This window comes from Pseudomonas sp. 30_B, from assembly GCF_017491605.1.
Classification (GTDB): domain Bacteria; phylum Pseudomonadota; class Gammaproteobacteria; order Pseudomonadales; family Pseudomonadaceae; genus Pseudomonas.
On sequence record NZ_JAFGYY010000381.1, the window covers coordinates 1 to 438 of the forward strand.

The following is a 438-nucleotide window of genomic DNA, read 5'->3' on the forward strand; positions in this document are numbered from 1 at the left end:
GTAGCCGGCGAGCGCCTCGTCGATCGAGTTGTCGAGCACCTCGAACACGAGGTGGTGCAGACCGGTGCCGTCCGACGTGTCGCCGATGTACATCCCGGGTCGCTTGCGCACCGCTTCCAGGCCTTCGAGGATCTGGATCGACGACGCGCCGTAGCTATTTTCGGGCTGCGAATTATGCTGTTCAGTCATGGATGTCTTCCGGTTCTGCTGGGCTACTCGAGTGGCGGCGGGGTGCTTCCGCCGAAAAAACCGGGCCGCCTCGGGTTTTTCGCCCCTTTCGGGGGCCGGCGTCGCGCGCCGGCGCTCAAGCGTGCGAATCGCCATAAAAACGCCAAAGGGGCGTGGCGCCCCTTGGTGTGTCCGGCGAATCGCGCGCGTCAGATGCGCATCGGCATCACCACGTACTTGAATTCGTCGTTCTCGGGCACGGTGATGAGG

2 protein-coding genes are annotated in these 438 nt (G+C 63.9%); one reads left to right on the forward strand and one right to left on the reverse strand.

Annotation, left to right across the window (positions count from 1 at the left end; translation table 11 throughout):
* On the reverse strand, nucleotides 1-189 hold a 189-nt coding region (locus J5M67_RS28755; RefSeq protein ID WP_207888720.1), incomplete at its 3' end, for a hypothetical protein.
* Between J5M67_RS28755 and J5M67_RS28760 the strand changes: the two genes are divergently transcribed.
* Nucleotides 175-438: hypothetical protein (locus tag J5M67_RS28760; RefSeq protein ID WP_207888721.1), on the forward strand; the 264-nt coding region annotated here is incomplete at its 3' end. The two genes, J5M67_RS28755 and J5M67_RS28760, sit on opposite strands and share 15 nt — an antisense overlap.